General features: G+C 55.5%; 9 protein-coding genes, 3 tRNA genes and 3 rRNA genes. 10 read left to right on the forward strand and 5 right to left on the reverse strand.

Translation table 11 applies throughout. The annotated features are described in order from the left end of the window. Positions 1–60: 60 nt before the first annotated feature. Entirely contained in the window at positions 61–8,469 is an 8,409-nt protein-coding gene (locus BXP70_RS14130; RefSeq protein WP_086594739.1) for an FG-GAP-like repeat-containing protein, read from the forward strand. A gap of 110 nt (positions 8,470–8,579) precedes the next feature. Here BXP70_RS14130 and BXP70_RS14135 read toward each other — a convergent pair whose 3' ends face one another. Beyond that, positions 8,580–9,068, reverse strand: coding sequence for a hypothetical protein (locus BXP70_RS14135; protein WP_086594740.1), 489 nt, complete (start codon positions 9,066–9,068; stop codon positions 8,580–8,582). A gap of 171 nt (positions 9,069–9,239) precedes the next feature. On the opposite strand from BXP70_RS14135, the gene BXP70_RS14140 reads away from it, so the two are divergent. Next, a complete protein-coding gene (locus BXP70_RS14140; RefSeq protein WP_086594741.1) occupies positions 9,240–10,358 on the forward strand; it encodes a lipocalin family protein in 1,119 nt (372 codons plus the stop codon). A 151-nt stretch (positions 10,359–10,509) separates the two neighbouring features. On the opposite strand, the gene BXP70_RS14145 is transcribed toward BXP70_RS14140, so the two are convergent. Continuing rightward, a complete protein-coding gene (locus tag BXP70_RS14145) occupies positions 10,510–11,691 on the reverse strand; it encodes an ATP-binding protein (RefSeq protein WP_086594742.1) in 1,182 nt (393 codons plus the stop codon). Positions 11,692–11,943: 252 nt separating this feature from the next. Between BXP70_RS14145 and hemA the strand changes: the two genes are divergently transcribed. After that, entirely contained in the window at positions 11,944–13,212 is a 1,269-nt protein-coding gene (gene hemA, locus BXP70_RS14150) for a glutamyl-tRNA reductase (protein ID WP_086594743.1), read from the forward strand. Between the two features lie 275 nt (positions 13,213–13,487). On the opposite strand, the gene BXP70_RS14155 is transcribed toward hemA, so the two are convergent. Beyond that, a complete protein-coding gene (locus BXP70_RS14155; protein WP_086594744.1) occupies positions 13,488–13,796 on the reverse strand; it encodes an ArsR/SmtB family transcription factor in 309 nt (102 codons plus the stop codon). A gap of 442 nt (positions 13,797–14,238) precedes the next feature. On the opposite strand from BXP70_RS14155, the gene BXP70_RS14160 reads away from it, so the two are divergent. Next, the gene (locus BXP70_RS14160; protein WP_086594745.1) at positions 14,239–15,384 is read left to right on the forward strand and encodes a mechanosensitive ion channel family protein; all 1,146 of its coding nucleotides are present in this window, start codon (positions 14,239–14,241) and stop codon (positions 15,382–15,384) included. Positions 15,385–15,506: 122 nt separating this feature from the next. On the opposite strand, the gene BXP70_RS14165 is transcribed toward BXP70_RS14160, so the two are convergent. Next, the gene (locus tag BXP70_RS14165; protein ID WP_086594746.1) at positions 15,507–16,397 is read right to left on the reverse strand and encodes a TerB family tellurite resistance protein; all 891 of its coding nucleotides are present in this window, start codon (positions 16,395–16,397) and stop codon (positions 15,507–15,509) included. 113 nt (positions 16,398–16,510) lie between these two features. Further along, positions 16,511–19,057, reverse strand: a complete 2,547-nt coding sequence (locus BXP70_RS14170) for an AsmA family protein (protein WP_218779793.1) — start codon at positions 19,055–19,057, stop codon at positions 16,511–16,513. Between the two features lie 180 nt (positions 19,058–19,237). Here BXP70_RS14170 and BXP70_RS14175 point away from each other — a divergent pair. The 6 genes from BXP70_RS14175 (at position 19,238) to rrf (ending at position 26,085) form a co-directional block, all read left to right on the forward strand. Next, positions 19,238–19,315: transfer RNA gene (locus tag BXP70_RS14175), tRNA-Val, on the forward strand. A gap of 1,584 nt (positions 19,316–20,899) precedes the next feature. Next, positions 20,900–22,413, forward strand: a 16S ribosomal RNA gene (locus BXP70_RS14185). Between the two features lie 205 nt (positions 22,414–22,618). Further along, a tRNA-Ile gene (locus BXP70_RS14190) sits at positions 22,619–22,692 on the forward strand. Between the two features lie 35 nt (positions 22,693–22,727). Next, a tRNA-Ala gene (locus BXP70_RS14195) sits at positions 22,728–22,804 on the forward strand. Between the two features lie 173 nt (positions 22,805–22,977). Beyond that, a 23S ribosomal RNA gene (locus BXP70_RS14200) occupies positions 22,978–25,885 on the forward strand. Between the two features lie 88 nt (positions 25,886–25,973). Further along, positions 25,974–26,085 (forward strand): 5S ribosomal RNA (gene rrf / locus BXP70_RS14205). The 16S, 23S and 5S rRNA genes sit together here with 2 tRNA genes alongside, the layout of an rRNA operon. Positions 26,086–26,118 lie beyond the last annotated feature (33 nt).

The following is a 26,118-nucleotide window of genomic DNA, read 5'->3' on the forward strand; positions in this document are numbered from 1 at the left end:
ACAGCTGTTCTACTGAGTTATCTCTCCCTATCAGTTCTTTTCCTTTCCCTACCGTTTGCTATGGATCAAACCCCTACTCCTAAACCAACCGCCTCTCCGGTGGTAGGAGCTACTTCGCGCCATCTATTTCGGGGCGGGCTTGTGGTAGCGCTACTAGCCCAAGCCGCCATTGGCCACGCCCAGGCCCCCACGGTGACCAGCCTAACGCCGGTGCGCAACGCCACCTCGGCCCCGCTCACGACCAACGTAGCCGTGGGCTTCAGCCAGCCGCTGAGTACTAGCACGGCTACCCAGCAAGCGCTGCGCGTATTCAGCGCGCAAGCTGGCGGCAAAAAGGCGGGCACGACAACGGTTAGCGGCAGCACGCTCACCTTCGACCCCACCACCGACTTTAAAGCGGGCGAAAAAGTATTCGGCACCGTCACGGCAGCGGCCCAGAGCAGCGGCGGTGCGGCGGTACGGCCCCACGTGTTTCAGTTTACCACGGCCGTTGTACCTAGCCTCGGCACCTTCCAGGGCAGCGGCGGCGTGGCCGTCGGCAACGAGCCGAAAGATGTGGCCGCCGGCGACCTCGACGGCGACGGCGACCTGGACCTGGTAGCGGCCTGCTGGAACTACGGCAGCGGCGTGGCCAGCGTGCGCCTGAACAACGGCAACGGCACGTACACGGGCACCCAAAACGTAGTCCTCGAAAGCAACCCCCTGAGCGTAGTGCTCGGCGACGTGGACAGCGACGGCGACCTCGACCTGCTGGCGCTGAACAACAACTTCGGCTACAGCACCGTCAGCATCCGGCTCAACAACGGCGCGGGTGCTTTCAGCGGCACTCAACAAGCATCGGTGGCGTGGGCTTCCCAAGACCTAGCCGTGGGCGACGTAGACGGCGACGGCGACCTCGACCTGCTAGCTGCTGGCTCCAACCTTTCGGCACCGGGCAGCTTAATCAGTCTGCGCCTGAACAACGGGCAGGGTGCCTTCACGGGCAGCCAGGAACTTAGCATCCCTGGTAGCACGACCAGCATCAGTCTCGGCGACCTAGATAACGACGGCGACCTTGACCTAGCCGCGGCCAGCACCGACAACTTTGTGCGCGTGCGGCTGAATAACGGCCAAGGCATTTTCGAAGGCACGCACCAAGTGAGCGTTGGCTCGAACCCACTGCATCTGGCGCTCGGCGACTTAGATGGGGACGGCGACCTCGACCTCGTAACGGCAAACAACAGCGGCAGCACGGCCAGCGTGCGCCTGAACAACGGCAACGGGACGTTCATCGTGCTGGCCAATCAGGAAATACCGTTGCCAGAAAACCCGACTAGCGTCATGCTCGGCGACGTGGACGGTGACCAAGACCTTGACTTGATAGCCGCTGGTAGCAACGCCTACGTGCGCCTGAACGACAGCCGCGGCGGCTTCACGGGCACCCAACAAGTCACCATTGATGGCTACCTCAGCCAAGTAACCCTCGCCGACGTGGACGGCGACAAAGACCTAGACCTGCTTGCTACCACGTACGCGGCCGTAAATGTGCGCCTGAATCAGAACCTGACGGCGCCCGTAGTAGCCAACGTAACCCCCAGCGCGGGCACGGTGGGCAGCACCGCCGTGATTACCGGCACGGGCCTAATCGGTGCCACCAGCGTGACCTTCAACGGGGTAGCAGCCACGAGTTTCGTGGTGAATTCGGCTACGCAAATCACCGCCACCGTACCCGCTGGCGCGACGACCGGCCCGCTGGTTGTGACAACGCCGCTGGGCACTAGCAACGGCGTGGCATTTATTGTGGGGCCTCTCATGACCGTAACGGGAATTACGCCGCCGCGCAACGCGCGGGCTATTGCCCGCACATCGCCGGTGGCCGTCACGTTCAGCCAACCGTTGAATACTAGCGCGACTACTCAGCAAGCGTTGCGCGTATTCAGCCAACAAGCAGGTGGTAAGAAAGTGGGCACAGCGACCATCAGCGGCAATACGCTTACGTTCGCCCCCGGCAGCGGCTTCAGGCCGGGAGAAACCGTATTCGGGTCTGTCACGACGGCGGCCCAAAGCACCAGCAATGCTACCCTAGGGTTGCCCCAGGTGTTTCAGTTCACGACGGCGGCGGCCACTAGCCCCGGCACTTTCGCCGGTGGCTCCGAAGTAAGTGTGGGTAACAAACCGCAGAGCGTAGTCCTCGGCGACGTGGATGGCGACGGGGACCTGGACATGATGACGGCCAATAACTCGTCCACTAACCTGATCAGTGGCCTGGTAAGCCTGCGCCTGAACAAAGGCGACGGCACCTATGACAATACCTACAGCAGTGAGCGGGAAATAAACGTGGGACCAGGCCCCTACAACCTGCTCCTCGGCGACGTGGATGGCGACGGCGACCTCGACCTACTCTCGGCCAGCGCTAACGGCAACACGATCAGTGTCCGCCTGAACGACGGCAAAGGAATTTTCGTCGGCAACAGCAGTACGCCCTTCAGCGGCGGGCCAGAAGTATACGTCGAGAGCAGCCCCCACGCCCTAGCCCTGGGCGACGTGGACGGCGACGGTGACCTCGATTTGCTCGCGGCCAACTACACCTCCGCTATTTCTTCCACGGGCAGCACCGTGAGCGTGCGCCTCAACAACGGTAGCGGCTTCTTCAGCGGCGGCTCGGAAGTGGCTGTAGGCTCGCGCCCAACCGCCCTAGCGCTCGGCGACCTCGACAACGACGGCGACCTAGATTTAGTAGTACCTTCTTCGAACGCCTTCTCCGTAGCTGTACGCTTCAACAACGGGGGCGGCACCTTCAGCGGCACTCAAACGGTGAACGTTGCCAATAACCCAGAAGCCGTAACCCTCGGCGACGTGGATGGCGACGGTGACCTAGATATGCTAGTTGGCAATACCGGTACCAACAGCGTGAGCGTGCGCCTGAACGATGGCAGCGGCGCCTTCAGCGGCACCCAAAACGTGACCGTAGCCGACGGCCCGCGCACCATCAACCTAGCCGACGTGGATGGCGACGGCGACCTCGACTTGCTTACGGCTAGCTACGGACGCGTGGCCTTTAGTGGCATCGTCAATGGCACCACTGCCAGCGTACGGCTCAACAACGGCAGCGGCGTTTTCTCGGGCACCCAGAACGTGACCGTGGGTACCCAACCCAACGGCCTCGCCGTAGGCGACGTGGACAACGACGGCGACCTAGACTTCGTGACGGCCAATACCGTCAGCAATACCGTGAGCGTGCGCCTAAACCAAGCGTTGGCGGGCCCTACCATCACGAGCCTCACGCCAGTAGCAGGCCCCATCGGCAGCACCGTGGTGATTACGGGCACCAACTTTTCAAACCCCAGCAACTCGGGCGTAACGGTGAGCAGCGTCACCTTCAACGGCACGCCAGCACCGGGCTTCGTAGTTAACTCAGCCACCCAGATTACTGTGGCAGTGCCAGCTGGCGCTACAACGGGGCCGTTGGTCGTGAACACCACTATTGGTGCCAGCAATGCTGTGCTCTTCACCGTGGCACCGCGGCCCGTCGTAACGGCAGTAGCGCCGACGCGCAACGCCCCAGCAGCACCGCGCAACACCGCGGTAGCTGTCACCTACGATCAGCCGCTCAGCAACAACGCTGCTACCCAGCAGGGCATCCGGGTGTTCAGTTCCCAAGCTGGCGGCAAGAAAGCGGGCACGGCTACAGTCAGCGGTAACATCTTGACCCTGACGCCCTCCACTGGCTTCAAAGCCGGTGAAACGGTGTTCACCACCGTTACGCCAACGGTGCAGGGCAGCATTGGCAACCTAGCCCTGCCGCACGTGTTCCAGTTTACCACGGCTACCAGCCCCAGCACCGGCACGTTCTTCGGCGGCGCCGACCTAGCCACGGGCGTAATCACCAATGACCTAGCCCTCGGTGACATCGACAATGACGGCGACTTGGATCTGTATACCGCGGGCCAGGGTGCCGTGAGAAGCCGCTTAAATAACGGCACTGGCACATTCGATGCAGGCACGCCCGTGAACGTGGGCAATAGCTTCTCGAGCACCACCCTCAGCGACTTAGATAACGACGGCGACCTAGACCTAGCTTCCATCAACATCGGCGGCAAGCTGGATATACAGCTGAATGGTCCTGGCGGTAGCAGCCTGGACGAATCGCGCCCCTACCTGACTACCGGCGACATGGACGGCGACGGTGACCTCGATTTGCTTAGTGCCGATGCAAACGGCTCGCTGGTTGTGCGCCTGAACAATGGCAGCGCCACCTTCACCAATGGTCCTTTCAGCTCCATTTTCGCAAACTCAGGCAGTCGGCCCGCAATAGGCGACCTGGACGGCGATGGCGACTTAGATATCGTACAGGCCAATAACCTAGCCTACGGTATCGTGAGCATTGGCTTAAACAACGGCTCAGGTTCGTTCTCCGCTGTGTTTCCAGCGGTAAGCGTAGGCAGCAGTCCTAGTAGCGTGGCCCTGAGCGACGTAGATGCTGATGGCGACCTCGACATTGTGACGGCGAATGCCATCGGCACAGCTAGCGTGCGTTTGAATGATGGCAAAGGCAAGTTTTCGGGTACGCAGGAAGTAGCTATTGGCGCCAAAGCAACCGTTATCCGGCTCGGCGACGTGGACGGCAACGGAGCGCTCGACATCGTGACGGCAAACAACAGCGGGATTGTGAGTGTGCGGCTGAACGATGGCAAGGGCCTTTACAATCTGAGCACTGGGCAAGAAATAACTGTTGGCGGCGCCGTGCTCAACCTAGCCCTTGGTGATATAAACGGCGACGGCACCCTCGACCTCATCACCGCCAACAATGGTACGGTGAGCGTCCGGCTGAACCAAAACCAACCGGTGCCGGTCCTCACGAGCGTATCGCCCACGCTTAGCTCGCCAGGCAATGCCGTCGTGATTACGGGCACGAATCTGTCACAAACCACCAAAGTCACATTCAACGGCACACTCGTCAAGGAACTGCTCGCTACTTCGGCCACCCAGCTCACGGTGGTAGTGCCGGAGGGTGCCACGACCGGTGCAGTCGTGGTAACCACAACGGCCGGTGCTAGCAACAGCCTCCCGATTACGTTGGCACCGGCTGTGGCCGTGGCTACGCTTACGCCGAAGCGCAATGCTCCTGCCGCGTCACGCAATACGCCGGTGGCCGTTACCTTCACTCAGCCCTTGAGTAACACCCCCGCTACGCAAGCGGCGCTGAAAGTCTTCGGCACGCAAGGCGGCAAGCAAGCGGGCACTACGACTCTCAACGGCAGCACCCTTTCCTTTGCTCCGACTGCACCTTTTCGCGCGGGCGAAACGGTATTTGCCTCAGTGAGCAACACGGCCCAGGGCGCTAGTGGCGTACCGGTATTGCCCCACGTATTCCAGTTTACGACGGCTACCAGCGCTTCACCAGGCACCTTCAACGGAGGAAATGACCTGAACACGGCCATCCAGATTGGCGGCAGCAGCACAACGTTTGCGGACCTAGCTACCGGCGACATTGATGGTGATGGTGACCTAGATCTGTTGACGCTTCATGCTAGCTTTTCCAATGATGGCTTGGTAAGTATCCGCCTGAACGCTGGCAACGGCACCTACGGCAGTCCGCAACAAATAGCGGTAGGCACAAATACACAGGACTTGCTACTGAGTGACATCGATAGCGACGGTGACCTAGATCTGTTGACGGTCAACTACGCCGGCGCTATCAACGTGCGCCTCAACAATGGCACGGGCGCCTTCAGCAACGGACAGGATGTCTCAGTTGACAACTACGCCACAACGGCGACAACCGGCGATATTGATGGCGACGGCGACGAAGATTTGCTGGTCTTTTCTGGTTTTACTAATCTAGTCAACGTGCTGCTCAATAATGGAGCAGGCGTTTTCTCGAATGCTCAGACCATAGCGGCTAATGCTACCATCTCCACCTTGGTACTAGGTGACGTCGACAACGACGGCGACCTCGACTTGCTCTTGAATAGTAGCACAGTTAACAACAGCATTAGCATTCTTCTGAACAATGGGCGCGGTACGTTCTCGGGCAACCAGACGGTAAGCACCAGTGTCTCGGCCCGCCGGGTAGTCCTCGGCGACCTAGATAACGATGGCGACCTTGACCTGGTAGCAGTAGGCTCTAGCTTCCCAGCAAACACAACAGCGAGTGTGCGCCTGAACGATGGCACTGGCCTATTTGGTGGCACGCAAGAGGTGCTAATCAACGGGAGTCCGCTCGACGTAGCCCTCGGCGACGTGGACGGTGACGGCGACCTCGACCTAGCGGCCGGTACGCGTGGCTTCGACCAGGGCACGGCTAGCGTACGGCTGAATGATGGTAAGGGCACCTTCTCAGGCAACCAGGAGGTTACGCCGAACGACCCTAGCTCGTCTTCCACCTTCGTGCTCAATGTGGCTTTCGGCGACGTGGATAACGACGGCGACCTTGACCTATTTGCCGCTACCTACAATGGTATTGTAAGCGTGCGCCTGAACCAAGCAGCGCAGCCGCCCACAATTGCTAGCTTATCAGCCAATGCTGGCACGCCTGGCACTTCGGTGGTTATCACAGGCACCAACTTCGCAGGTGCTAACCGCTTGACTTTCAACGGGTTAGCAGAGCTAGCTTTCGTAGTTAATTCGGCTACTCAAATTACTGTGGCGGTACCTGCTGGCGCCACCACCGGGCCGCTCACCGTAACCACCCCGGCGGGCACCAGCAACAGTTTGCCCTTCACCGTTAGTCCTTCATTACTCATCACGGCCGTTACCCCAACGCGCAACGCGCCGTCGGCCCCGCGTGCGACGCCAGTGGCCCTCACCTTCGACCAAGCGTTGAGCAACACAGCCGCTACCCAAGGCGCGCTACGCGTATTCAGTGCGCAGGCGGGTGGTAAGAAAGCGGGTACGATCACGGTAACTGGCAACACTGTCAGCTTCGCCCCTGCTACTACCTTTAAGCCCGGCGAAACTGTGTTTGCGAGCTTGGCGGCTACGGTGCAGAACACCAGCGGCACCCAGAGCCTAGCTCTGCCGCATAGCTTCCAGTTCACGGCCGCTACTGCGCCCGCGGCGGGCGTTTTCGGCAACGGCTCCGAAGCAAGCACGGCCCCCAACCCGCAGAGCGTAGCCTTAGGCGATGTGGACGGCGACGGCGACCTTGACGTTGTGACGGCCAACAACGACAACTCTTTCAGCGCCAACGGCACCTTGAGCGTGCGCCTGAACAATGGCAACGGCACGTACACGGGCACCCAAAACGTGGTGGTGCGCAAAGGTCCTTCGCACGTGGTTTTGGCCGACGTGGATAACGACGGCGACCTAGACCTCGTAACGGCCAACTCGAACAGCAGCCCCAACCCATTCTCGCCTGGTCTGGTGAGCGTGCGCCTGAACAATGGAAGCGGTACGTTCAGCAACACCGGGCAAGATGTAGCCGTGGGCGTGAGCCCGCACGCCGTAGCCCTCGGCGACATTGATGGCGACGGTGACCTAGATCTGCTGGCCGCCAACTACATTCGTTATAGCACCAGCGCCGGCGGGGAAAACCTAGCCACCAGCAACGTGAGTGTGCGCCTCAACGACGGCACGGGCACGTTCAGCAGCACTGCCGCTCAGGAAGTAGTAGTGGGCACGCGCCCACTGAGCATCGTCCTCGGCGACGTAGACAATGACGGTGACTTGGACTTTGTGACGGCTAGCTCCAACGGCACCACCGCCAGCGTACGCCTCAATGATGGTAAAGGCGTCTTCACGGGCGGCCCCGATGTGCAGGTGGGCTTCAACCCCTACCAGGTGACGCTCGGCGACCTCGACAACGACGGCGACCTAGACCTGCTCACGGCCAACTACTACGACTACACCAACCCCACCCAAAACTACACGAGCAGCGTGGTGGCCGTGCGCCTGAACGATGGCAAAGGGACCTTCTCGGGCACCCAGCAAGTGAGCGTGGGGCAGGGCGCCAACAGCCTCGCCCTAGGCGATGCCGATGGCGACGGTGACTTGGATCTGTTTGCCACCAATGAGCTCACCAAAAGCATTGGCGTGCGTTTGAACAATGGCGTGGGCACTTTCAGCGGCACGCAGCAAGTGGCCGTAGGCACCAACCCTGCCTACCTAGCCCTCGGTGACGTCGACGGCAACGGTACGTTAGATGTGGTAACAGCCAACTACCTCAGTAGCAACGTGAGCGTGCGCCTGAACCAAGCTTCCTCGGCGCGGGTATTAGCTAACACGGCGGCGCTGGCCGAACAGACAGGCATGTACCCCAACCCGGCGCATGCTTTCGTGCGGCTGCAATTGCCCGCTAGCCTGACCAAGCAAACCCTGCACGTGAGCGTGCTCAACACCCTCGGGCAGACGGTAGTAGACCATAAGTTCTCAGCTAAGCAAACCGTAGACGACCTCCAAGTGGAGCTAGGCGAGCTAGCTGCGGGCGTGTACACGGTGCGCATTCAAACCAACGCAGGCATCATTTCGAAGCGCCTGATGGTTGAATAGACACTAACCAGCCGTTAGCAGCGGCTCATGTAAAAGCACCCGGTTCTTGGGAAGCAGACACACCGTTCGCTCCCCGAAGCACCGGGTGCTTTTGCGTTCAGCAGGGTTGATTACTGCTTCACGCGCTGGTACTTCTCTTGCTCAAACACTTGGTCTTGAGGTTTCCAGAAAGGGAACTCCAAGATCAGCCACTGTCCTTTCGCGCGGGCTATTACTTCGCCGCTGAAGGCTGCTATTTGGTCGTTAGCGGTGCGGGCGTAAAGGGTATCGTTGCGGACCCAATACGTGCCCCGCTCCGACATGGCCCCTTGCGCAGCTTGCTTGATACTCAACAGGTAGGAGCCATCGGGGCGAAACGTTAGCTGCTGAATCAGCTTGCCTTGTTTCAGCTCCTGATTGATGTCACCGGCGGGGTCGTGGAACAGCTGCTCGATCTGGGCGTCATTTAGTGGTCGACGGGCGTCGAAAGCCAACTGTTGCAGCTGCCACGTCCCGACTAGGTTCTTAAGCACGCTCGGTGGCGTGGCTTGTTGCGCCAACAGCTGCACGGGTGGTAGCAACAACAGGAGCCCGCTAAGTAGCAGTGTGGAGCGCCGCATAAAAGGGAGAAAAGAGAGCATAGCCTAGCTTGGCCAAAGGTAACGTCGCGCCGAACAAAATGAGTATGCTAGCTTGTTTACCCAAGGCTTACGCTCTATCTGGCTGCTCTAAGCTGCTCGTGGGGCCTAGCCGCACCAAACCTTTTCCCTGGGTACACTCTTCTGTAGAAGATGAAACAACTGCTGCTATCCATTTTCCTGCTACTCACCGTCGCAAGCTGCTCCAATAGACTCACAACCAAGTACGACGTGGCCGGCGAGCGGGCCGTCCTGCCCCAGGAAGAAGCTCCGCACGTGCGCAACTCCCTGGAATGGTGGTACCTGACGGGCCACTTGAAAGATAAAGCAACCGGCAAACGCTACGGCGTGGAGTACGTGTTCTTCCACTTCAACCCCACCGGCGACAAAGACTACATGATGGTGAATGTGGCCGTGAGCGACCCAGACGCCCAGAAGTTTCGCTACGACTACAACTACGCCAAGCTACCTAGCTTCTTGCCCGCGCAGTTGCCCGTCGACCTCACGCTGCGCAAGAAGGCGCAGAAATGGACACTCACGGGCCAAGAAGGTCGCTACCACATGCAGGCCCGCATGGTCGCTCACCCCGGCACGGCCATCGACCTCAAAACGAAGCCATCTAAGGAAGTGCTTATGCACGGCGGCAACGGCTACGACCGCAACGTAGCCATGAACAAGGTAGGCTACTACAGCTACCCGCGCCTCGACGCCAGTGGCACCATCGAAATAGATGGCAAACCCCACGAAGTAGAAGGCGAGATGTGGTACGACCGCCAATGGAACTGCAACATGAGCGGCACCAAAGACGTGAGTTGGGATTGGTTCTCTATCCAGCTCGACGAGCCGCGCGAAGAGCTGATGCTTTACAACCTTGTGCACCGGCCCACGGGCAAAAAGCTAGGAGGCGGCTCACACTTCTCCGCCAAAGCCGACAACACCCACCTCGAACCCACTGACTTTCAAGTAGAAAACCTAGCCTACTGGACAAGCCCTAGCTCAGGCCTACGCTACCCGAGCAAGTGGCGCGTGCGCGTGCCCAGCAAAGGCTACGACCTCATCGTGGAGCCGCTCATCCCAGACCAAGAACTGCGCATTCACTTCTACGCCATCTTCAACCTGTATTACTGGGAAGGCATGTGCCGCGTGACCGGCACCCACAACGGCAAACCCGTGACTGGCAACAGCTACGTGGAAATCACGAACCGCCGCGAGGTGAAGAAAGCCAAAGCCGTGGTAGAACAAACCGCCGAGGCTACCTCCCAAGTAGAATAGCACGACGTAAAAAACAAGCGGTCATCCTGACCGCAAGAAGGACCTTATCACGCCCGAACAACGGTTTTTTCTGCGGTGGTAAGGTCCTTCTTGCGGTCAGGATGACCGCTTATTCAGGATAAGTAAGCTGCTTACAGCTAGGTTCTGCAAGCTAGCCGTTCAGAATAATCCGGAAGGTAGTACCCTTCCCCACCTCCGACCACTTCACGAAGAGTTTGCCCTCGTGGTAGTTCTCAATGATGCGCTTAGCCAACGCAAGACCTAGGCCCCAGCCGCGCTTCTTGGTGGTATAGCCCGGCAGAAACACCGACTCCATCTTGCTTTTCGGAATGCCCTTACCGGTGTCTGTAATATCAATGGCAATTTGGTTTTTGCCGCGAGCCGGGCGACGCAAGTGGATATGAATACTGCCCCGCCCATCCATCGCATCGACGGCATTTTTGCAGATATTCTCCACCACCCAATCGAACAGCGGGATATTGACTTTGGCGGGTATGTCCGTGGGCAGGGAGGTGGTGATGGTGAAGCTCACTTTTTTCGACACCCGGCTTTGCAGGTACGCAATGGCGTTCTGCGTGACTTGCAGGATGTTCTCGTCCTTGAGAATCGGCACCGAGCCAATGTTAGAAAAACGCTCCGTGATAATCTCCAGCCGCCGCACATCCTTGCCTAGCTCTTCCACAATCGGCTCGTCTTTAAACCGTTCCGATTCCTTCATGTACGTCTGCCAGGCCATTAGGCTGCTCAGCGGTGTACCAAGTTGGTGCGCCGTTTCTTTGGCTAGGCCTACCCACACGCGGTTCTGTTCGGCCCGACGCGAGTAGCTAAATGCGAAGTACGCAATGACCGCCAAGCACGTAATAACCGCCAACTGCACCAGCGGATACGTGCGCAATTGCGTGAGCAGCTCCGAATCTTTGTAGTAGATGAACTGCCGGGCGCCCCCCGCATACTCCACCACAATAGGCGGGTGCTGCTCCTTCATTTTGGCAATCTGCCCCTTCAAGTAGCGAATCGAGCCTTTCTCCGACAAGCCTTTGGGCACGTCCACGTTCTTCGTGCCGAGGATATTGCCCTGGTCGTCGGCCAAGATTACGGGAATAGTTTTGTTCTTCTCAATTACCTCTTCCTGCACGAACACTAGGTTGGTTTCTTCCTCCGTGCTAATGATGTAGCGCTGCGCTTTGGCAAAAAGCTCAATCTGCTGCTGCTCACGCTCCGTAAGGCGCTTTACCAAGATGTTGGTATATATCACGGTAGCGGCCGCAATGAGCAACGCGCCACCAATGATGAGCAGCTTAATGCGGGATTTTTGGTCGTAAATCGGAATCAAACGGGGCAGAAAGAGCCTGCGCTCTTCTCGTTAAGAAGTAGTACAAAGATAGCCGCGCGGGGTGCGAGCTAGCTACCGGACGAAATTACAGCGGAGATTGTTGTTTGAGGAAACAAAGAGTTCTGGGAGGCCAGGCAACCATATTCTGACTTTCTTCGAGTTAGATACGAACCACTCGTGACGAATATCAGTTTTATTCTAACGAATCCTGCCGTAATTTTACGCCCTAAAGTTTCGCTTGAGCACTCCGCTATGCACCCATTTAAGGCTGTCAGCCTGTCCTTCAAAAAAGCTCCTCTAGCCATCCGGGAGCTTATCTCGCTGGACGAGGCCGCCTGCCGACGCTTTCTGTACACCCTCCATCACGACCTAGGTCTTACTGACCTGCTCGTGTTGAGTACCTGTAACCGAACTGAGGTTTACTACAGCGCCGACCGCGACCAGAGTCCTGCCATCATCGAAGCCCTCGGGCTCCTCAAAGGCCTCGCCGATTTGAGTGAGCACTACGCTTATTTCGATATTCTCGATAACGATCAGGACGCCGTACAGCACCTCTTCGAGGTGGCTATGGGTCTTGATGCCCAAGTTATCGGCGACTTACAGATTAGCAACCAAGTAAAGAACGCCTACCAATGGTCGGCGGATGAAGATGCAGCCGGGCCTTTTTTGCACCGTTTGCTGCATACCATCTTCTTCACCAATAAGCGCGTACAGCAAGAGACGTCGTTTCGCGACGGAGCTGCATCTACTTCCTACGCGGCGCTGGAGCTAGTAGAAGAGCTAACTGCCGACGTAGCTAACCCACGTGTACTGGTGGTAGGCCTCGGGGAGATTGGCGCTGATGTATGCCGCCACCTAGGTGACAGCAAGCTCTTCCACGACGTTACCATCTGCAACCGCACACGCTCCAAAGCTGAGCTTCTGGCTGCTGAGTGTGGCGTAAAGGTGCTCGACTTCGAAAACCTAGTGCAGGGCTTGAAGGAAGCTGATGTCGTGATTTCGTCGATTGCTCACCACACGCCCTTCTTCACCCGCGACCTGGTAGAGCATCTTGATGTGCTGAGCTATAAGTTCTTCATTGATCTTTCGGTGCCACGCAGCATCGAAGCCGACGTCGAGAAGATACCCGGTATCCTGATGTACAACATCGACGCCATCCAGAGCAAAGCCAGCGCTGCTCTCCAGCAACGCCTTGATGCCATCCCGCACGTGCGCGCCATCATTGCTGAGAGCATTGCTGGCCTAGCCGATTGGGCCAAGGAAATGATGGTGTCGCCCACCATTCAAAAGCTGAAGAACGCGCTAGAGCAGATTCGGCAGGAGGAAATGGACCGCTTCCAAAAGAAGCTCACTCCCGAAGAAGCTAAGCGCGTCGACGAAGTGACAAAGTCCTTGATGCAGAAGATCCTGAAGCAGCCCGTGTTGCAGCTTAAAGCTGCCTGCAAGCGGGGCGAAGCTGATCAGCTCATCGACACGCTTACCGACCTGTTCGACTTAGAGCGCGAAAGAGTAGCAGAATAATAGCCTTCCGTTAGCTAACACACAGTACGGAGAAATCAGGTAGACCTAGCCCCGCGGGGCGGCATCCATCGTTAACACGTTGATGCCGCCTCGTGGGGCTAGGTCATTTTACAAACTGCAGTTCTATCGGTGTTTTGCCCATTGGAGCTATTCACTCCGCAACGCAGGCTAGCAGAACACCATGGCTCCGCTACCTCAGGTGGATTTAAAACGAAAAAGGACCGTCTGATGGCGGTCCTTTTCTGTTTTCGCGTCGGGAGAAAAACGCTAGCTAATTACAGCGTATCGCAGCAATCCTCCAGCGAGTCGATTACGTCGAGTAGCTTCGGAATAGAGAGCGAGTAGTAGATCTTCGTACCCACCTTGAACGAGGACAGGATGCCACGATCTTTAAGGGTAATCAGGTGCTGCGAAGCAATAGCCTGAGGCAGGTCAAGCGAACGATAGATTTCCGTAACGGTCATCTTATCTTCTTTGCCAAGTAGATCGACGATGGCTAAGCGCTTGGGATGAGCCAACACTTTAAGCATCGCAGCAGCTTTATCTACTTTTTTGGATTCTACACGCGAAAGCAACGGTTTCATAGGGTCGTGTGACAAGGTTCTTGGTATTTTGCAGAAAGCTCGAATATGTCTAGTACGATATTTAAGGCACTCAAAGTTCCTCAAATTGCGTTTCCAGACGAAAAAATTCCACTTAAGTAAGTAAGGCTCAGCCCCAAATCAATCATCAATTAAGGTCAAGCAAACTCAATTTAGTGTATTAATAAGCAATATTACATTAAAAATTACTTTTATACTATTTACTACCCCATATAAAAAATTTTGGCATTTTGATTTAGCTCGCGAATTGGCATCCAATTCTGATACAGAACTTGCCACTTTCTACGCATAACTGGTTTCGTCGTACTTAACACAAAGGACACTCTTCGACGAAATCTAACTTACTCGTTCGCAGTCCCCCACCTCTTCTTCAACTCTTGCTTTGGCCTAAGGCTTGCACCTGCCCAGCCATTCGCTACTCCTTATGAACGTTCAAGAATTTTTGAATCTACGCTTTTTAGGCAATAACATGCTGGCCTATCTCACGTGCCTAGGCATCGTGTTGTTCGGTTATATTTTCAAAACGCTTTTGTCACGGCTGTTATCCCGCTTGGCGTTCCGCTTCTTGCGCGACCGCACCGAGGGCGTTTCGGAAGAGCAGTTTCAAGAGCTCCTAATTACGCCGGTTTCCATCGTCGTATTTCTCATCACGGTATACCTAGCTTTCAATGTGCTCGATTATCCGGTACGCAGTTCCGAACTAAGCCGGCACGAGCCGTGGCCGAAGCTGGCCGCCTTTCGTGCTTATCAGGTTGGCTTCATCATTTCTGTGGCCTGGATTGCGCTGCGCCTAATCGACTTTGCGGTTTTGGTATTCACCCGGCGGGCCGAGCATACGCCCTCCCGCCTCAACGACCAGCTGGTTCCTTTCGCGAAAGACCTGTTTAAGGTACTTGTCATGTGCTTTGCCTTCCTTGTTATTCTGGGGAAAGCATTTGGAGTGAATGTCACGGCGCTGATTGGGGGCCTAGGTATTGGCGGCTTGGCAGTGGCTTTTGCCGCCAAAGAGAGCCTAGAGAACCTAATTGCGTCCTTTACTATTTTCCTAGACCGCCCATTCGCGGTTGGCGATTTAGTAACCGTGGGCACGGTCACGGGCACCATCGAGAAGGTCGGCTTTCGCAGCACGCGCCTGCGTACCGCCGAGAAAAGCTACGTGACTGTGCCCAACAAAGCCATGATCGATAAGCCCCTGGATAACTTGTCGTTGCGCACAGCCCGGCGGGTCAGCTTCACGCTCGCTTTAAATCACACGACGACCAGTGAGCAGCTACGCCAGATTATCACAGATGGCCAGCGGGCCATCCAGGAGCATCCGCTCGTGACGGCAGAAGTTCAGATCAAGTTTGCGGCCCTTACCCCAGCGGCTAAGGAAGTCACGGTACAATACTTTGTCGAGACAACCAGCTACGACGAATACCTGAACGTGAAGGAAGAGCTAAACTACCGTCTTATTGAAGTAGTAGAGCAGCACGGTGGCACCTTTGCCAGCACAAACACCACTGTTCTACAGCTTACAGATGGGTCGCTCACCAGCCTGCAAGCAGTGCCTGAAAAGCCCCTGGTCTGAGCTTGGTACCTGCACACAGGGCTTCTACTATATAGAGCATAACCCGCCTAAAATCATAAGAAAAGCCCATCCGAAGCTATCGGATGGGCTTTTCTTATGATTTTAGGCGGGTTATGGGTGGCTTAGCGCCCACCAAACAGGCCGCCGAGCAAGCTGCCCATGCCACCACCTAATAGTCCGCCGCCACCTGCGCTCCGTGGAGCTGAGTTAGGCTGTCCTCCTAGGCCACCTAGGATGGACATGATAGAACCGAGTCCGCCGCTGCCTACGTGCGTGCCTTGCTGCGGCATGGAGGTACCGTAAGGATCAGCGCCGGAGCTCTGACCGCCACCGAGTACGCTGCTGAGCAGGCCGCCGCCGAGCAAGCCACCAAGTAGCCCACCCATGCCGCTACCACCACCCATAGCGCCGCCCAACAAGCCACCCATGGTGCTGCCACCACCGAAGCCACCCGTTTGGCCGCCGCGGCCGACAACTTTTGAAATCACCATTGGGGCCACCACACCGAGCAGGCCGGCCATGAGGGCACCTTTCGGAATACCAACGCTGCTGAGCTTATCTCCAATGCCATTGAGGAAACCTTGTTTAGCAGGGTCGTTGGCATCGTGCGGTACTTGAGCGGCTTGGTCTACCACGTTTTCGAGGGTGTGCTGCTGCTGCTGGTTGATGCCTAGGTAGCTGGCTATTTTGTTGACCATTGCTTCCTCATCATTAGAGTAAGCACCATCGGCTCGGGCAAAGCTGATGAGGTCCGTTACCAGTGAATAACGCAGGTCGCTGCCCCGCAGCGCATCCAGGTTTTGCTGCACGCTCTGGTTCGTAGAGTCTTGCGCCGCGGCCACCACTTGCTGAGTAGCACCCTCTGACAAACCTGCTGCCTGCGATAATTGGTGTAAGAATTCCACTTCGGCTTGCGAGGCCTGCCGGTCGGCGGAAGCTAAGCTCGCAATAACGCTCAGGTAAGCTGTCTTTTCTGGCTCTGAATAGCTCTGTAAAACTTGTGTCTCGCTCATGACTAGGGGTCGGTTGGGGTTGGGAGATAAAACCGAACTTCTTAACGGTAAGCGAAAAGAAATGTTGATTCTCCCTGCGTCTTGAGCGTCGCCCTAGCTCCTCCTGCTGTCGGTCAAAACCCGAAATCCTCGCCCGGCTGTGGCTGCACTTGCTTTTTCTCGGGCTTCTTAATCTCAAATAACTTACGCGGCTCAGTTGGTTTGACCGGCGGCAACTGGCTATTGTTCGTAGCAGTCCGCCTCACCGTGCCAGTGCTTTCGGGTAACCGGGCCGAAGCACTAGGGCTAGCAGTAGCCCGGTTGGCTTGTACCCGTGCCCGGTCGTAACTCACGCGAAAGTCATCTTCTGTGCCCTGAATGGCAAGCAGCAAGCTAGGCCCGGTGGCGGTGCCATTAGCCCGGCGTAACAACCCTGGCAGCAACGGAATGGAAAGATGATAGTCCATTTGTTGATCAAAGGTGTGCGTGCCCGTAACACGCAGCAGGGATGCCGCCCGCACATTAGAGCGCACCTCCATTTCGGGGAGGTATACCGTCCGGCTTTGGATATAGAAGTTATTAGTGAGTTCCGCAAAGCGTAAGTGCCGCAGCTTCTCGCGGCTAGCTATCATCGACAGCTTTTGCAGGGGCTGAAAATTATTCAGTTCGCCGTTACGTACAGTCGCCCTCACCTCTGCTTCCAGGCGATCAGTCAGGGGCGTTAGTTGCCGATCAAAGTACATGTCCGACTCGGCCGACGCAGTGAGAGAGCCGCGCAAGTGGCGGGCCGTAATAAAGTGCTGACCAAAATCCTCGAACACGTAAAACAGGCTGTCAAGCGGTAATTGCGAACAACCCATGGTTGTGCTCACCTTCAAGAACTTTGGCTGCCGGGCATCTACATAGCCACGCACCGTAGCCTGGCCAGTAATGGCCGCTATACCTAGGTCTGGGGAAGAAACAATTTGATTATGAACTCGAATCACACCCCGCAGATTTCGCCCCCGGAAGCGACGAAAGCGCACATGCCGGACGCTTGTATTCAGATCGAGCGACAGAGTAGGCGATACGGTAAACTCGTAAGGACTAGCTTTTCTTGGCGCTTGCTTGCCGCGCGTTACTCCATTGCTCGTAATATGCACCCGCAACAGCTGATCAAAATCGAGTAAGGAAGAAGCAAATTCTGCTTTAGCTACCAACGGCTGCTGGGGCAGCAATAGCCACCCTAGGCCGTTTCGCCCCACACCTTGCACTCGAAAGTCAGAGCGCCCAAGCCGGCCACTGAACCTAGGCACAGTTACATCGTTGTGCTGTAAACGGAACGTACCAGTCAAATTAGTGAACGGTTGGGCGAAGTTTCGCAGCTGAAGCCGCACATTTTGTAGCGTCAGCTCACCCGCCGATTGAATTGCAGCCGCCGTTGGCTGTGATCTAAACTGGCGCAGATTACCCGTAAACTGAAAAGCTAGCTTTGCTTCGCCACTACCGCTATGCACTGCGGCCACGGGGTAAAAGCGCAGAACCCGTCCCACATCGAGGTCAGCTTGTAGCTTCACCTGCACGCTAGGATCCACAAAGTTTTCGTACAGCAAGTCGCCGGTGAAAGGTCGTCCCTGCAGAGTACCTCGTACTTGGGCGAGGGCAAGCGTGCTGGTACGCAGGGCGTGCTCCCGCCCATTATTGAACGTGCCGGTAAGAAAGACGTGCTCAGCGCCCTCGGCATACTGCTCGTGGTAGAAGGACGCATCGCGGCAACCAAAGCGCATCGCCACGGCCGGATCGTCGTGCGCCGTCATGAGCCCGCGTACTGTTCCGCCAAAATAAACTTCGCCTTGGCTCCGGTACACTTCATAGCGCCGTGCCATACGCGGTGGCAGCAGCGCAACAATCGACTGTACATTAGTATGATGCCCCTTAAAACGCAAGTCCAGCGTCGTAGCTCCTGCGTAGCCGATTGTCCCCGCCACGCCATATGCAGCAGGCCCAATCTGCACTTCTGAAGGTTTAAGCGTGAGTAAGCGGCCATGTCGATCAACGACCATGTCCGCCTTTACCTTCAAATACTTATCGCGTACGTATTCATCATCCCCTAGCCGAATAGCCTGCACATACGTAGCCCCCGTTGCTTGAATAGCCACTCGGTCATTTTCCAAGGTAAGCTTAGCTCGTAAGTCCGACGTCTGCGCCGTAATATGCTGCTGCCTTGCTAGGTCAGTATACGTCACTGCTACTCGCCGCACCCGAATATTCTCCAAGGCAAAACCGAAAGCCTTACCGCCCTGACTGCTTGCTTCTTCGTTAGAACTACCTGTTCTGATTACCTCATAGTTGGGCTTCCCGTGCGTATCAAGTCGCACTTGCACCTGCCCATCCACAACGCTCACCGCCCGCACTCGGTACTGCTTGGCCACCAGATCCCACACATTGAAGGCGCAGTACAATGTGCGCGCTCGTGCGAGCGGCACCGTATCCTGCGCCAAGGATCCTGATACCACTACGTCGTGCAACGTAATGGAAATGCGCGGAAACTGATCCAGTAGCGACAGATCAATTTTGCGAACTCGTACCGGCGTGCGCAAGTGCTGGTTGGCCTCCTGCACAAAGAGCCCAATGATGTGGTCTTTGCCTAGCCACACCCCAAGAAATATGCTACCAAGCAGCACAAAAAGGCCTAGCAACACACTTTTGAAAAAAAACTTTGCTTTACTCCGCAAACCAAAAATACTGGCAATGAACCCCTTGAGGTTCTGATCCTCTTTCCAACCCAAAAAATCTTTACCGAAGGTCGTAGTTTTTTTTGCGGAATCGAAAAGACCCACCATATTTGCACTCGCAATCGGGACACAAGCCCGGTCAGCAACGGGAGATTAGCTCAGCTGGTTCAGAGCATCTGCCTTACAAGCAGAGGGTCGTAGGTTCGAACCCTACATCTCCCACCAAGCAAAAAGCCACTTCGTAATCATACGAAGTGGCTTTTTGCTTTTGGTCGGTTCTATGCCAAAGTGAGTTTCTCTTCACGCGTTACCTAACGCAAGTAGCGGGAGCATATGGTAGTGAAAAGCGATGTCGTAACTCGTCCCCGCTCCAGTAGAGTAATACACTAATAAAACTTGACCAGTAAGGATCGACTAACCTCGTGGAATAGAGAGTAACAATGTGGTAATCCAGACGAGGAGTAACTTGCTTTTGAAGACTAAGGAATACCTAGCCTTCTTATAAATGTTAGAGGCGTGACCAGTCGGCTGTATAAAGCGGCCAATCCAGAGAGGCTCACATCACTTACAGCTTATCAATACCTAGATGCAAGCCATAGTAGCGATTAACGTGGCCAGCTAGTAGGATGCTTTACGATAGAAGTCTAAGCCCTGACTGCCAAGGTTTGATTTCGAATAGAATTGCTGCCACGACAGGTCAGAAGCTATATAATATAGCAGGCGTACTACAGGAGAGCATACTCATTAATGAGTGTTGCCTCAGTTAGCTCAGCAGCTCCGCCCAACGGGATGTAGTCTACAGAGATCCTCAGATAGAATGACACTAAGCTTTAGCGAATGAACACAACTTAGCAAGGCTAACTGATGCAATGGCTATAGAATATAGAGGCAACAGATACCAATAAAGTAATTGGTTTGTGACTTACCTTATATACAGTATACTTATTATTAAAAAGAGTATACCTAGCAACTGCGTAGCAAGACCTAGTCCTTCACGCTGTTGGTCATCGTTGTTACTGTATAAGTACATGAGTCTATAGTTCAGACCTGTATTCCAAGCTCAGCCGCAGCAGTTTCGCCAACGAACGATAGCAACTCGACTCGGTTAGCCAATGCGCCGTGCCAGAAATACGATGCGCGCAAGTCGCTTCATCCCTTTAGGGCTTGTGTCACACTTAATAGAGTATCTGACCATTATTATACCTCTGCCTACAGGTCTGCGGCCCAGTTCACTGTAATCAGCCCCATTCGGTTAAGCACTCATTTCAACTACTTCAAGCAATACAGTCCTTCTGCATTGTACAGGATAAGCGCGTAAGCACACTTTCTAGCCTTTCTGTGTTTACATGCAACTTTCTTGTCTGCAGCGTTGTAAGAACGTGGTTAGTTATCTTGACTAGGCTAACCAGTAAATCAGACAAGAAATTTTTTACACGCCTATTGCGTGGCAAAAAAGTCTTCTTACCTTTGCAGCCCACTTCAGAAGGAAGGGATAACAGAAAACAAGTCGGAAAAAATTTTCAAGATTTGTTTTGGATAAAAGAAAACGATTCTTACCTTTGCATCCCCAATCAAAATAAGGGAAACAAAACGAAGGTAATACCTTCGAAAAGCAGCAACAAAATACTGCACAACGTTCATCTAGATGAGATGGACAGACGTTCTTTGAATGTTTGGAAAAGACAAATGGTAAAGCACTTATTTGCTTCGGCAATTAGTGACATAGCGTAACAAAACGATTAAGCTCGTCAATACGAGTCGGATCAGCACTCGACATCAGTCTATGTTCGCATAGATGTAGAAATTCATACAATGGAGAGTTTGATCCTGGCTCAGGATGAACGCTAGCGGCAGGCCTAATACATGCAAGTCGAACGGTGGTAGCAATACCATAGTGGCGCACGGGTGCGTAACGCGTAACCAACCTACCCAAAACTGGGGGATAGCCCGCCGAAAGGCGGATTAATACCGCATAAGACCATGGCCTGGCATCAGGCAGTGGTTAAAGATTTATTGGTTTTGGATGGGGTTGCGTAGCATTAGCTAGTTGGCGGGGTAACGGCCCACCAAGGCGACGATGCTTAGGGGACCTGAGAGGGTGATCCCCCACACTGGCACTGAGATACGGGCCAGACTCCTACGGGAGGCAGCAGTAGGGAATATTGGGCAATGGTCGAGAGACTGACCCAGCCATGCCGCGTGCCGGATGAAGGCCTTCTGGGTTGTAAACGGCTTTTCTCAGGGAAGAAAAAACGGGATGCGTCCCGCTCTGACGGTACCTGAGGAATAAGCACCGGCTAACTCCGTGCCAGCAGCCGCGGTAATACGGAGGGTGCAAGCGTTGTCCGGATTTATTGGGTTTAAAGGGTGCGTAGGTGGCCTGGTAAGTCCGTGGTGAAAGCCTCCTGCTCAACAGGAGAACTGCCATGGATACTGCCGGGCTTGAGTCCAGACGAGGTTGGCGGAATAGAGGCTGTAGCGGTGAAATGCATAGATAGCCTCTAGAACCCCGATTGCGTAGGCAGCTGACTAGGCTGGTACTGACACTGAGGCACGAAAGCGTGGGGAGCGAACAGGATTAGATACCCTGGTAGTCCACGCCGTAAACGATGGATACTCGCTGGCAGCGATACACTGTTGCTGGCTGAGCGAAAGCGTTAAGTATCCCACCTGGGGAGTACGCTCGCAAGAGTGAAACTCAAAGGAATTGACGGGGGCCCGCACAAGTGGTGGAGCATGTGGTTTAATTCGATGATACGCGAGGAACCTTACCTAGGCTAGAATGCGCGTGACCGCCTCAGAGATGAGGCTTTCCTTCGGGACACAAAGCAAGGTGCTGCATGGCCGTCGTCAGCTCGTGCCGTGAGGTGTTGGGTTAAGTCCCGCAACGAGCGCAACCCCTATGTTTAGTTGCCATCAGGTTATGCTGGGGACTCTAGACAGACTGCCTGCGCAAGCAGTGAGGAAGGCGGGGACGACGTCAGGTCATCATGGCCCTTACGCCTAGGGCTACACACGTGCTACAATGGCCGGTACAGAGGGTCGCTACACAGTGATGTGATGCCAATCTCAAAAAACCGGTCTCAGTTCGGATCGGAGTCTGCAACTCGACTCCGTGAAGCTGGAATCACTAGTAATCGCGTATCAGCAATGACGCGGTGAATACGTTCCCGGGCCTTGTACACACCGCCCGTCAAGCCATGGAAGTTTGGTAGACCTGAAGCCGGTGCTCGTCACAGAAGCCGGTTAGGGTAGAACAAGTAACTGGGGCTAAGTCGTAACAAGGTAGCCGTACCGGAAGGTGCGGCTGGATCACCTCCTTTCTGGAGCCATCCGACTCGTGAGCTTTTTCAGTTACACTACACTATTTGTCTTTTCCTTCATTCAGATTTCAAAAAGCAGTTGCTGGCGACAGCGGTGCTTTGGCANCGCCGGCTCGTGAGGACTGGGCTTGTCCAACGCTATCTGTTTGTTTTTTCCGTCACTCAACGATTTTTCGGTAGCAACTACGTGATTTGTAGTTGACCCGGGCTTGTAGCTCAGGTGGTTAGAGCGCTACACTGATAATGTAGAGGTCCGTGGTTCGAGTCCACGCAGGCCCACGTCGCAGGGCGAGCGGCCGGCAGACACGACCAACGGGGGATTAGCTCAGCTGGCTAGAGCACCTGCCTTGCACGCAGGGGGTCAACGGTTCGAATCCGTTATTCTCCACCACGTACCCGCACGGGGCCCAACCGGGGCACCCACGCACTTCCCTTTTACGAAGCAGTTGCTGGCGACAGCGGTGCTTTGGCAGAGAGCTCCAGCAGGGAGTTCTGATGTTCTTTGACGTACGGCAACGAGTAAGAAAAGAAAACAACGGCGCGGGTGACGCGAGTCGCCCGGCCCAAGAAGTAAGCAAGGGCACACGGGGGATGCCTAGGCTCGCAGAGGCGATGAAGGACGCGATAAGCTGCGAAAAGGCCAGGGGATTGGCACATACGAAGTGATCCTGGCATATCCGAATGGGGCAACCCACCTAGTGGAAGACTAGGGGCTTTTCCTTGTATGAGGGAAAGGGCAAACCCGGGGAACTGAAACATCTAAGTACCCGGAGGAACAGAAAATAACATATGATTCCCCAAGTAGTGGCGAGCGAACGGGGAGGAGCCCAAACCGGCTTGGTTACGGCCAGGCCGGGGTTGTAGGACCTCAAGATCTGATTGGAGTACTTTAGCTGAATGACGTGGGAAAGTCAACCAGAGACGGTGAGAGTCCGGTAAGCGAGCGAGTACTGCACGGTAGAGGATTCCTGAGTAGGGCGGGACCGGAGAAATCCCGTTTGAATCCGGCGGCACCATCCGCCAAGGCTACATACTCCTGCGAGACCGATAGTGAACGAGTACCGTGAGGGAAAGGTGAAAAGAACCGGGAATACCGGAGTGAAAAGAACCTGAAACCGTGTGCTTACAAGCGGTCGGAGCCCTTTTGTGGGGTGACGGCGTGCCTTTTGCATAATGAGCCTACGAGTTACTCCTCTCGGGCAAGGTTAAATGCTTTAAAGCATGGAGCCGCAGCGAAAGCGAGTCTGAATAGGGCGCAGAGTCCGAGGGGGTAGACGCGAAACTTTGTGATCTACCCATGTGCAGGTTGAAGGTTGGGTAACACCAACTGGAGGACCGAACCAGTTTCCGTTGAAAAGGATTTGGATGACATGTGGGTAGGGGTGAAAGGCCAATCAAACTGAGAAATAGCTCGTACTCCCCGAAATGTATTTAGGTACAGCGTCGGTGTAGAGTTACGGGGAGGTAGAGCTACCAATAGGACTAGGGGGTGTCAGAGCCTACCGAATCCTGATGAACTCCGAATGCCCCGTAATATAACCGGCAGTGAGGCTTGGGGTGCTAAGGTCCCAGGCCGAGAGGGAAAGAACCCAGACCATCCGCTAAGGTCCCTAAATTCGGACTAAGTTGAACAAAGGAGGTCCACTTGCTTTGACAGCCAGGATGTTGGCTTGGAAGCAGCCATTCATTTAAAGAGTGCGTAACAGCTCACTGGTCGAGCGAGAGGGCATCGATAATACGCGGGCATCAAGTCCGGTACCGAAGCGATGGATTTAGCGTTAAGCTAAGTGGTAGGGGAGCATTCTCGTCAGCGGAGAAGGTGTCTTGTAAGGGATGCTGGAGCGGCGAGAAAAGCAAATGTAGGCATGAGTAACGATAAGGCAGGTGAGAAACCTGCCCACCGATAGACTAAGGTTTCCTGCTCAACGCTAATCGGAGCAGGGTTAGTCGGGACCTAAGGCTATGCTGAGAAGCTACGTCGATGGCCAGCGGGTTGATATTCCCGCACTTATCTAGTGGAGTGATGCAGTGACGCAGAAGTGAAAGCACCGCGGGCGGACGGAAGTGCCCGTTGAAGCGTGTAGGTATAGGAGAGGTAGTCAAGTACGCCTTTTCTGCTGAAACGTGATAGTACCTGGCGGCTTCGGCCAACGGGATAGTGTGCCTAATCAGACTGCCAAGAAAACCTGCTAAGCGTTTACTGCTAGATAACCCGTACCGCAAACCGACACAGGTAGTCAAGGAGAGAATCCTGAGGTGCTCGAGTGAATCACGGCCAAGGAACTCGGCAAAATGGTCCTGTAACTTCGGGAGAAGGGACGCTTCCTTGCAGCAATGCAAGAAGCCGCAGTGAAAAGGCCCAAGCGACTGTTTAACAAAAACACATGACTTTGCGAACGCGCAAGCGGAAGTATAAGGTCTGACACCTGCCCGGTGCCGGAAGGTTAAGAGGGGAACTTAGTCGCAAGGCGAAGGTTTGAATCGAAGCCCCGGTAAACGGCGGCCGTAACTATAACGGTCCTAAGGTAGCGAAATTCCTTGTCGGGTAAGTTCCGACCTGCACGAATGGTGTAACGATTTGGGCGCTGTCTCAGCCGTGAGCTCGGTGAAATTGTAGTCTCGGTGAAGATGCCGAGTACCCGCCACGGGACGGAAAGACCCCGTGCACCTTTACTATAGCTTGCCATTGACGCTGGCTAACACATGTGTAGGATAGGTGGGAGACTGTGAGCCGGAGCCGCCAGGTTTCGGGGAGTCAACGTTGAAATACCACCCTTGTGTTAGCCGGTGCCTAATCTGGAAACGGAAACAGTGGCTGGTGGGTAGTTTGACTGGGGTGGTCGCCTCCAAAAGAGTATCGGAGGCTTTCAAAGGTCCGCTCAGTACGCTTGGTAACCGTACGTAGAGCGCAATAGCAGAAGCGGGCTTGACTGTGAGGCCTACAAGCCGAGCAGGGTCGAAAGACGGATATAGTGATCCGGTGGTTCCGCATGGAAGGGCCATCGCTCAAAGGATAAAAGGTACGCCGGGGATAACAGGCTGATCTCCCCCAAGAGCTCATATCGACGGGGAGGTTTGGCACCTCGATGTCGGCTCGTCACGTCCTGGGGCTGGAGAAGGTCCCAAGGGTTCGGCTGTTCGCCGATTAAAGTGGCACGCGAGCTGGGTTCAGAACGTCGTGAGACAGTTCGGTCCCTATCTGTGGTGGGCGTTGGAGATTTGACAGGACCTGTCCTTAGTACGAGAGGACCGGGATGGACCAGCCGCTCGTGCACCGGTTGTGGCGCCAGCTGCAGCGCCGGGTAGCGACGCTGGGATGAGATAAGCGCTGAAAGCATCTAAGTGCGAAACTCACCTGAAGATGAGATCTCCCAATAGAAGGGTCGTCAGAGACGATGACGTTGATAGGCTATAGATGGACGCTTAGAAATAAGTGAGTCGAGTAGTACTAAGGACCCGAGGGCTTCTGGGAGCAAGTTGTTGTTTGGTTTACTTACTCGTTGCTGCACGTCAACGCTATGTTGTGGGGTGTTCGCTTGAACCCGACACCCCCCGCCAGTAATGGTGGCTTTAGCCCGGGTGTTCACCTCTTCCCATTCCGAACAGAGTCGTTAAGCCCCGGTGCGCCTATGGTACTGCCTTCACCGGTGGGAGAGTCGGTCGCCGCCAACCTTACTGTTTGACCAGCCCCGTGGCGTCGCTGCC

Source organism: Hymenobacter crusticola (assembly GCF_002154225.1).
Classification (GTDB): domain Bacteria; phylum Bacteroidota; class Bacteroidia; order Cytophagales; family Hymenobacteraceae; genus Hymenobacter; species Hymenobacter crusticola.